The organism is Nosocomiicoccus massiliensis (assembly GCF_000438455.1).
GTDB classification, from domain to species: domain Bacteria; phylum Bacillota; class Bacilli; order Staphylococcales; family Salinicoccaceae; genus Nosocomiicoccus; species Nosocomiicoccus massiliensis.
In genome coordinates, this window is record NZ_CAVG010000131.1 from 1 (window position 1) to 10,474 (window position 10,474).

8 protein-coding genes are annotated in these 10,474 nt (G+C 37.5%); 1 reads left to right on the forward strand and 7 read right to left on the reverse strand.

The window, feature by feature from the left end:
• Window positions 1-70: 70 nt before the first annotated feature.
• From TJ68_RS06300 to TJ68_RS06330, 7 genes are all read right to left on the reverse strand, one after another.
• Window positions 71-1,444: a S1C family serine protease gene (locus tag TJ68_RS06300; RefSeq protein WP_052327360.1), complete on the reverse strand. Its 1,374-nt coding sequence runs from the start codon at window positions 1,442-1,444 to the stop codon at window positions 71-73.
• Window positions 1,437-2,225, reverse strand: coding sequence for a TerC family protein (locus TJ68_RS06305; RefSeq protein WP_040929315.1), 789 nt, complete (start codon window positions 2,223-2,225; stop codon window positions 1,437-1,439). Before TJ68_RS06305 ends, TJ68_RS06300 begins: the two co-directional genes overlap by 8 nt.
• A gap of 186 nt (window positions 2,226-2,411) precedes the next feature.
• Window positions 2,412-3,968 carry a peptide chain release factor 3 gene (locus TJ68_RS06310; protein WP_040929316.1) on the reverse strand — a complete coding sequence of 519 codons (1,557 nt, stop codon included), beginning with the start codon at window positions 3,966-3,968 and terminating at the stop codon, window positions 2,412-2,414.
• A 30-nt stretch (window positions 3,969-3,998) separates the two neighbouring features.
• On the reverse strand, window positions 3,999-5,483 hold the full coding sequence (locus TJ68_RS06315; RefSeq protein WP_040929317.1) for a UDP-N-acetylmuramoyl-L-alanyl-D-glutamate--2,6-diaminopimelate ligase: 1,485 nt from the start codon (window positions 5,481-5,483) through the stop codon (window positions 3,999-4,001).
• A 68-nt stretch (window positions 5,484-5,551) separates the two neighbouring features.
• Window positions 5,552-6,322 (reverse strand): twin-arginine translocase subunit TatC, encoded by a 771-nt coding sequence (tatC, locus tag TJ68_RS06320; protein WP_040929318.1) that lies wholly within the window; start codon window positions 6,320-6,322, stop codon window positions 5,552-5,554.
• Between the two features lie 981 nt (window positions 6,323-7,303).
• The gene (locus TJ68_RS06325; protein ID WP_040929319.1) at window positions 7,304-9,031 is read right to left on the reverse strand and encodes a GMC family oxidoreductase; all 1,728 of its coding nucleotides are present in this window, start codon (window positions 9,029-9,031) and stop codon (window positions 7,304-7,306) included.
• Between the two features lie 15 nt (window positions 9,032-9,046).
• A complete protein-coding gene (locus TJ68_RS06330) occupies window positions 9,047-9,847 on the reverse strand; it encodes a gluconate 2-dehydrogenase subunit 3 family protein (RefSeq protein WP_420329226.1) in 801 nt (266 codons plus the stop codon).
• A 195-nt stretch (window positions 9,848-10,042) separates the two neighbouring features.
• On the opposite strand from TJ68_RS06330, the gene TJ68_RS06335 reads away from it, so the two are divergent.
• On the forward strand, window positions 10,043-10,444 hold the full coding sequence (locus tag TJ68_RS06335; protein ID WP_040929321.1) for a hypothetical protein: 402 nt from the start codon (window positions 10,043-10,045) through the stop codon (window positions 10,442-10,444).
• Window positions 10,445-10,474: the final 30 nt, after the last annotated feature.

The window sequence follows — 10,474 nt, forward strand, 5'->3', positions numbered from 1 at the left end:
GCCTATTAAATCAATCTTTCAATTTAATTTAAGATAAAAAAACGAGCATTGCTGCTCGTTTTAAATCTCATTATAACTGAACGTCTGTCTCATACTGTCTACCGTCTAAATAATACGTGACAGTAATCGTGTCGCCTGCTTTTTTGTTGCCATATAAATATTGTCTAAATTCCATCGCGTTATTAACTTCAGTATTATCTAATTTCGTAACAACCGCTAATTCTTCTAACCCTGCATATTCAGCTGGAGAACCCGGTTCAATGCTTGAAAGAACGACGCCATGTTTAACATTACTCGGTAAATTTAAATAATTACGTTGGTCGCTCGTACTAATTAAATATAAATCGAGTAAGCCAACACCGATAAATGGACGATCCACTTCTCCACCAGTTTCTAACTCTGAAACAATCGCCTTAACATCGTTCGATGGAATCGCAAAACCAATTCCTTCAACGTTATCTAAACCAATTTTCATCGAGTTAATACCGATTAATTCACCTTTACTATTGACGAGTGCACCACCAGAGTTACCTGGGTTAATAGCTGCATCTGTTTGTAGCACTGCCGCTTCCCAGTCATCTGTACCGTTTCCGTCAATATCGACTGGTACACGTCTATCAAGTGCAGATACAATTCCCCTTGATACAGATCCACTAAACATATCACCGAGTGGAGAACCAATTGCGATGGCCTCTTCACCGACGAGTAATTTATCGCTATCTCCAAATTCGATTACGTCAGTTATATTGCCTTTTGGCATTCTTAACACTGCTAAGTCTGTCCAAATATCTGTGCCTAAAATTTCTGCTTCTATACTGTCACCTTCAAGCGTGTTCACTTGAACTTCCGTCGCTTTGTCAATGACGTGATTATTTGTAATAACATAGGCATATTCATCATCGATTTTATAAATAACCCCAGAACCAGTACCTGCCTCAGCAAGTGACGATTCATTACCAAATAAATTCGTTTGGCTTTGTAAGTTAATGACTGATACGACTGCTGGTTTTGCTTTTTCAACCGCAACAATTGTATCTGTAATTAGTTTGTCTTCATGTTTACTTTCAATTTCTTGACGCACTTCTGCTGTATCTTTTGTGTCGTTTATGACTTCATTTGTGTTGCTTGAGTCGCTAGATAAAAAGTGATACAACGAAACGACTAGAATTGCACCGATAATACCTGCGAGTAGCCCTGGTAAAAACGATGATTTTTCACGTTTTGCACGCGGCTTATGTGCATCTTCTTTTTGTACTTCACTTTCTTCATGAAAATCATCGTGAGATGGTTCTTCTCTTTGATCAACATGTTCGTCTTTGACATCATCTTTTAAGTCATCATCGTCAATCTTTTCAAATTGCACTGTATCGTGTTCATCTAAAGCGTGCGTACGACGCCTATACTTTTCGTCAAAACTTTCTCTTCTATCATCATCATTACGCATTCATATCATCCTTCACATCTGTTTTTTTACCACCAGCAAACCAACCGATTAGAATAATAATTACCATCACTGCCCAGAATGTGACTTTCCAAATTGTTGAATGTGGGAAAGTCTCTGGTAAAATGCCGACTGCTTCATGCGAGAGTGTTAACACTGTTAACTTAACACCAACCCAACCAACGATAGTAAACGCTGCAACTTCTAGACTTGGTCTTTCAGCAAGTAATTTTACAAACCAGTTCGCAAAGAAACGCATAATAATAACTCCAAGTAGACCACCGATTAACATCACTGTATATTGTCCTGCGTTGACTCCGAAGAAGTCTCCACCGAGATGTGGTAACGCAAGTGCAATGGCTGCAGCTGCTAAAATTGAATCGACCGCAAACGCAATGTCTGCGATTTCTACTTTAAGTACAGTCATCCAGAATCCTGAACCTTTTTTTTCGTTCTTTTCAATTAATGCGTCAATTTCTTCTTCTGATCGATTTCTATGTTTGTATATATCTCTTAAATGACTAAACGAAACGTAGAATAAGTATAACGCACCAAGTGCTTGAACATACCACCATTGTACGAGCCAAACAAGTAATAGTATCGCAATCATTCTAAATACAAACGCACCGAGCAACCCGTAAAATAGTGCTTTCTTACGATCTTTTGGCGATAAATGTCTCACCATAACCGCAAGTACAACCGCGTTGTCTGCTGCAAGTAAACCTTCTAATACGACAAGCACAATAAGTACCCATGCGTATTCTAATAATATAGCATAATCCATTTCTTCACTCCTTAAATATAAAAAAGACCACAGCAAATAGACACTGTCTAATTACTATGGTCTCACAGAACAATAAATATTGCTTAACACACCGGGCGATTTGCCGTAATGACGATGTGTTACTAGTAAACTAGTCGTTACTCCCCATATATCATTCATTGACATTATTATACGCGTTTTATTTGATTAAAGTAAACTATATAATTTGATTTCAGGATATTTATCGCTAAACCATCTCAGTGCAAAATCATTTTCAAATAGAAATACTTTGTTGTCGTAACGGTCGTACACGAGTGTCGAACGCTGTGTATCCATTTGATCTGTAATATCTTCTTCGTTTTCGATCCAACGCGCTTGCTTATTACCGATTGGTTCCATTACGACATCTGTATTATATTCGTTTTTCATACGATGCTCAAATACTTCGAATTGAAGTTGACCGACTGCTCCTATAATCGGTTGATTCGTATGAATCGTCTTATAATATTGAATCGCACCTTCTTGAACAAGTTGCTCGATACCTTTGTAGAAGTGCTTTTGTTTCATCACGTTTTTTGCAGATACTTTCATAAATAACTCTGGCGTAAACTGTGGTAACTCTTTAAATTCGATATGCTTGTCAGATGTTAACGTATCACCAATTTGATAGTTTCCTGTATCGTATAACCCGATAATATCTCCAGCATACGCAACGTCGACAGTTTCTGTATCATCTGCCATAAACATCGTCGCACGTGTAACTTTTTGTTTTTTACCCGTACGTTGCAGTTTCACTTCCATACCGCGGTTAAACTGGCCGGATACGATACGTAAAAATGCGAGTCTGTCTCTATGTTTTGGATCCATGTTCGCTTGAATTTTAAAAATAAATCCTGAAAATTCTTCTTCTGTCGGATCGATTATTTCTCCCGATCTTGTTTCAAGTGGTTCTGGACTCGGTGCAAAGTCGACAAATGTATCTAAAAATTCTTCAACCCCAAAGTTAGATAATGCTGAACCGAAAAATACAGGTGTTAAATCTCCTGTTGCGATTTTTTCTTCATCAAATGCGTCACCCGCTTCCTCGACGAGCATAAACTCTTCAATCGATTCTTGGAAGGCTGAATCTTTTTCGATGTCATGTGAAGTTTCTAATTCATAATCGTCGTTTAACTTTAACATTGTCTCTTCACGGTACGGATTAATTTCTTTCGTACGTCGATTAATAATCCCAAAAAAACTTGGCCCCATACCAATTGGCCACGTCATCGGATATGTTTCAATATCTAACGTTTCTTCAATTTCTTCTAGCAACTCAAACGGGTCTTTACCGACTCGGTCGAGTTTGTTAATAAATGTAAATACCGGAATACCACGCATTTTTGCAACTTTAAAGAGTTTTAACGTCTGCGGCTCGATCCCTTCAGCTGCGTCGATGACCATAACAGCACTGTCAACAGCCATTAACGTACGATACGTATCTTCAGAGAAATCCTCGTGTCCAGGTGTATCTAAAATATTTACTTTATATCCATCAAAATCAAACTGCATGACAGAACTCGTTACTGAGATCCCACGCTCTTGCTCGACTTTCATCCAGTCTGATGTTGCGAATTTACCTGTCTTTCTACCTTTAACGACACCCGCTTCACGAATCGCACCACCGAACAGTAACAACTTCTCAGTTAGCGTCGTTTTCCCAGCATCCGGGTGCGAAATGATCGCAAATGTTTTTCTCTTATTAATTTCTTCTTTAAGTCCCATACAATCTCCTTAATTCAAGTCTATCTATTATTAATTTTCATATCCTGGAAAGTTATATTTTTTATACGCAAAATTTAATGCAATCAAATCATCTCGATGTGGTTCTTTAATATGATTTTCCATAATTTGATACGGCTCGCGTCCTTTTCCTGCAAGGAACACCGTATCCCCAGGTTCAGCATAATCTATAGCGATTTTTATCGCTTGTTCTCGGTCGATTTCTGTCGTGTAGTTATCGTGTGTCATCCCTTTTTCGACAATATCAATTAACATGTTTTTATCGTCGTTACCCGGGTTATCGACCGTGATTACGACATAATCTGATTGACTCGCAATACGCCCCATCTCTTCGGCTTTTGAGTAATCTCTTTCTCCTGTCATACCGTACACCGTAATCAATTTACCATCGTTAAATGGACGAATCGTTTGAATGACTTTTTCTAACGCATCTGGTGTATGTGCAAAGTCGATGATTAAATGAATCGGTAATTCATTGTCTAACACTTCTAAACGACCAGATACAGCTTTCATTTGCTTAATTGCTTCAATCACATCATTTAAGTCGTATCCTTGTAGCCATTCACTAATTATCGCACACATTAAATTCTCAATATTATAGTCTCCAACAAATGGTGATTCGACAAAAAACTCACCGTCTGGCGTGTGTAACGTAAACGATGTACCTTCTAAACTTCCTTTAATATCTGTCGGATAAAAATCCGCTGAATTGTCTAGTCCATATGAAATCACTTCATATGGTGTCATCGATGCATATTCTTTTGACCACGGATCAGAATTGTTTAATATGACGTACTTCGTCTTTTTTAAATCTTGTCCGAGTTGAGAAAAGAGCAGCCCTTTAGTGAACCCGTAGTTTTCCATCGTGTCATGAAAATCTAAATGATCTTGTGTTAAATTCGTAAATATCACAATATCAAAATCCACACCAAACGTACGTCCAAGCTTTAGTGCGTGACTCGACACTTCCATCGTAAATACTTCAGTTTCTTTTTTTACCGCTTCATTAAAATTTTTATGTAAACGAGTCGTCTCAGGTGTCGTATTTAACGATGGATACGTATCTTCATTAATCATAAATCCATTCGTTCCTAAATATGCACTTTTTTTATTCATACTCATACTTAAATTATGAATCATCGTTGAAACAGTCGTCTTACCATTCGTCCCAGTGACACCGACCATCGTCATACTTTCATGTGGGAAATCATATAAGTACTCTGCAAATAGCGCAGACACTTTTACTGGGTCTTTCACTTTTAATAACCCAACATCTTTAGGTAATTCCCTATTTCGGTCCGATAATATCATCTTACTTCCTTTTTCAATGGCCTGTTCGATATAATCAAACCCGTCTGTCGTCGCACCTTTTAACGCGACAAATATCGTTCCTTCAGACACTTCTCTAGAGTCGATTGTAATATCGAATACTTCATCCGGTAATGTCCCATATATTTCTTTTATTTTTAGTAATGAAATTAGTTGTTCAGTTTTCATATTCTCACCTCTAACGGTTTGATTTCATTATACATTAATGAAAATAAAATACGCCCCTAGAGGCGTATTTATTCTGCACGTTTTTGTTGTCGTCTTTCACGTCTTCTTATAAGTATGATACTAATCTCATACAAAACAATCATTGGCGTTAATGTTATTAAATGTGTAAATACGTCTGGAGGCATAATAATTGCTGTTAAAACTAGTAGTCCGAAATAGACGTATTTTCTTATAGCGACCATCGTTTCTGCATTTAATAATCCAATATAATTTAAAAATAATATGACAACAGGCAGTTGGAATATTAACCCAAACGGAATGGTCGTCATCAGTAAAAATCTCATATATTCATCTGCAGTAACAATTACTTCAAAGTTCTTTTCTCCGAGTGAAATTAAAAAGAAATAACTGACAGGATGAACGACAAAGTATCCAAATAATAAACCTGCTATAAATAAAACCAGCATTCCTGGTAACGAACTTTTAATAAACATCGTCTCTTTTTCGACGAGTCCTGGTTTCATAAAGCCCCATATGAACCAGCAAATAAACGGTATAGATAACCCAACACTAATCGCACCAGATGTTTGTAAGTAAAAACGAATCACCTCAAAAGGCCCTAATACGACAATATTCGCACCTTTTGAAACGTAAGGAAACCACCAACCAACTGTCGCAAAAATCACAATGAACCATAAAACAACAGTGATTGCAGATTTAATAACAACCGATCTTAAATCGAGAATATGGTCCATTAATGGTGCCATATTATCTTCTTGAGTTAGCTTTTTACGCTTTCGTCTCACATGAACTTCTTTATATTCATCATTGTTAGACATATATATGTACCACCTAATCCAATCAACGAATTTTTAAAAATAACGCATTAAATCATCTATCTATTATAGTACACATTGTGTTGATATAAAAGATTATAAACGTGGTTGTAGCTGATTGAAGCGGTTTTATTTTCTAACCTGCGTATAGTTGATCCAAAACAGCGTAATCGTTAAATAGATGAACCACCCGTTTACGTAAAAGGGATTTGTGTTAAACGGACCTCTGTTTATTTCAAGCAAACGGCGTAATTGTCAAATAGATGAACTACTCTTTTACGCAAAAGCGATTTGCGTTAAATTAAACGTGCTAACGTCACATCTGATACATTTCCTATCTATCTTTCAGATGAAAAAACTCGTGAATTTTGATTTGCGTAAAATTAATTTCATAGTCGTTTACGCAATTGCGTGTTGCGTTAAATTGTTTTTCATCTTTTGACACAAAAGCGATTTGCGTTAAACGGATCTCTGTTTATTTCACGCAAACGGCGTAATTGTCAAATAGATGAACTACTCTTTTACGCAAAAGCGATTTGCGTAAAATTAAACGTGCTAACGGTACCTCTGATACATTTCCGACCTATCTTTCAGATGAAAAAACTCGTAAATTTTGATTTGCGTAAAATTAATTTCATAGTCGTTTACGCAATTGCGTGTTGCGTAAAATTGTTTTTCATCTTTTGACACAAAAGCGATTTGCGTTAAAAGGGTCACTGTTTATTTCACGCAAACGGTGTAATCGTCAAATAGATGAACTACCCTTTTACGCAAAAGGCATTTGCGTTAAATTAAACGTGCTAACGGCACCTCTGATACATTTCCGACCTATCTTTCAGATGAAAAAACTCGTAAATTTTGATTTGCGTAAAATTAATTTCATAGTCGTTTACGCAATTGCGTGTTGCGTAAAATTGTATCTCTTTTCGTTGACAATAAAGAAAAAAGACTGTAGAAAACATCTACAGTCTCATATAAATTAATTTACTTCTCTAAACGTTTTTTATCTTTATGGTACTTAATAACACCTTCTGCACAGCGGTATGCTAATGCTCCGACTGTTCCTGTTGGGTTATAACCAGAGTTGTGTGCAAAGTTACCAGCACCTACTACGAATAGGTTGTCTCTGTCCCAGTGTTGTAACCAGTTATTAACAACTGAAGTTTCTGGGTCGTCTCCCATTGTCGTACCACCTGTGTTGTGTGTTGACTGATATGGTACGATATCGTAATCGCCTGGCTCTTCACCGACGTCTACTTGTTTTGCACCCATTTTCTCTAGAATTTCTCCACATCTATCTGCAAGATATTTTGTTCTCTTTCTATCCATATCTGTGAAGTTATAAGTTAGTTTTACGAGTGGTACTCCAAACGCATCTTTATAGTCATTATCTATATCTAAATAGTTATCTTTGTGTGGACTTGACGCACATTGTCCAGATACTGATATAGATCTCGTATACTGTTTAATAGACTCATCTTTAAATTCCGCACCCCATGATGGTGTTCCTTTTCGAACAGGGTTCGTTAAGATTGGTCGAGCTCCGTATTGAGCAACTGTAATATTTCCACCGTGTAAGAAGTCTAGGTCTTCATGGTCGAAGTTATCTCCGTTAAAGTCATCCATTGACATACCTAATGCTCCAGCACCCATGAAGATATTGAACTGTTCATCGAAGAATCCTCTAGCGCCTCCGAATGTTTGATAACAATAGTTACGACCTAGCGTCCCTTTTTCAGTTTTCGGATCGTACTGTTCACCAATATCAGATACCGCAAGTAATTTGTAGTTATTGAATACATAACTTGTTAATACGACGATATCTGCAGGTTGAATGAATTCTTCTTTCGTAAGTGTGTCAACGTATTTAACACCCGTAACTTTTGATTTATCTTTGTCATCTGTTAAAACTTCTACGACGTTACAATGTGTACGAAGTTCAAAGTTATCGTGACGACGCGCTGTTTTTAATACTGTTACTTCTGGCGTTGCTTTCGCGTCGTATTCACACGCGAAACGTTCACAGAATGCACAATATTGGCATTGGTTAAGTTTTTCACCATCTGGGTTTTCATACGGTGCTGACATGTTTGCAGATGGTAGGAAGAATGGGTGGTATCCCATTTCATTTACTGCATCTTCAAACATTTTCATCATTTTAGTTTTAATCATCGGACCGTTCGGATAGTCTTTACTTCTTTTACCTTCGAAGTGATTGACTGTACCACTGATACCAGCGGTTTGTTCGAACTGTGTAAAATACGGCTCTAACTCATCATACGTAATACCCCAGTCTCTAAAACGGTATCCATCCTTTTCTTGGAGTCTATCTTCACCGTATCTCTCTTTCGTTTGAGTTGCGATTTCAAAGTCATATGGTAAGAAACGATAAACGTGCCCGTTCCAGTGTGTTCCTGCACCACCGACGTTATCACCAAGTAAGAATGATCCTTGTTGACGCATCGGTAATGCTCTTTGATCTGGTTCGTTTCTGAATGTTAATGTTTCTTTCGACGTATCTTGCATTAACTCATAACGAATCGCATATTTTAATTCGTCGTGTACGTGTTGATAATCTGCTGTACCTCTTTCTTTACCTCTTTCAAGGCTGAGTACTTTTAATCCTGCTTTTGCTGCTTCTGCTGCAACAATGCCCCCTGTCCAGCCGGCTCCGACTGTGAGTACATCTACTTTTTCTAGTTCTTTCGCCATTTAATAAGTCTCCTCTTAACCAAAGTTTGGTAATGGTTCAATGTCCATAAATTCGTCTGATTCAATTACGTCTAAGTATGAGTGCTGGTGACCTGGGAATTGTTTCATCTTCCAGCCTTCCATATTTCTGTTACCGTGATAAATCGGATCACAGTATGCACCTTCTAGAGTTGCTGAACGTAGCATCGTAAAGAAGTAACTTGACGTTGCTGTTGATTTTGGTACACCAAAGTCAACTTCACCTTCTTGGAAGTCTTTTAGAATTTCATCTTGTTTCTTTTCATCGAGTTGAGAGAAGCTTTCGTCGTGACGACTTTTTGCTTCTTCTTGAAGTTTTTTAACACCGAGTCTGAAGTATTCTGCACGGTTTAAGTTTGACTGATACCCTTGAGTAGGAAGTCCTTCGTGGAAAGGTCCTTGCATATATTCTTTTGAGTTAAATCCGTATGCTCCAGCGAGCTGTCCGTCTAAGAAGTATGCTGCACCGAGCCCTTTAGCTCCTGGTCCAACGTCAGTTTCTGGGAAGATTCTTTCCATTGCCGCTTCAATCGTTGCAAAATCTGCGTCGTTTTCAAAGAACACACGACCTTTGTCTGGTACGTCGAACATACCGCCTCCGCCGCCGTGTCCATCGTGACCTCCGTGGCTATCTCCACCGCCCTCGTCACTAGAACCTTTTGAATTGTCACTTGATTTGCCGTCGAGGTTAAATCCAATTAAACCTCCAAGTAAACTACCACCGATAATACCACCAGTAGCTACACCCGTTGTTTTTAGGAAATCACGTCTTGAGAATTGTTTCTCATCCGCCATAATCCTCACTCCTTAATAATTTTCATCTGCAATTACAGAATAGATAACTATAATTGTACACCTTTTAAAGAAGATATAAATAGGTTTTGATAATTTTATGTCAAAATTGTGAATTAGTTTTCGAATTGTCTTTATAATTTGTGAAAAATTGTCTATAATTAAAGTATTAATAGGATATTGAAAGGGAGACACCACACAATGAAGTTTTTTGAAGCATTAAGATGGCCAAATGATCACATGGATCTGCGTTATAAGACAGATAAGTATACGAACTTACCAGTCGTTACTCGCGTTTACGATACTGATAGAGCAAACGATGCTGACGTAGGTTTTGTTACACGTGAGTTTGCGTCAAGAATTAAACAAGCACAAGATCAAATCGAATCAAATCGTATTATGATGCTTGTGTTATACATTGCTGCAGTATTGCTTCCTGCACTTGTATTAACTGTCGTCAAAGGGACGATTTTACCAGCTGGATTTGCTGTTGTATATGCATTCATTGTAATTTTCGTTGTTGAAATGTTCAATCAAGTTACAATTAACAGAATGCTAAAAGAAATTGATGACGGTGCAGGAAATAACGGTCGTCGTAAATAATTAAAAGGCTTCAAATCTTAATGATTTGAA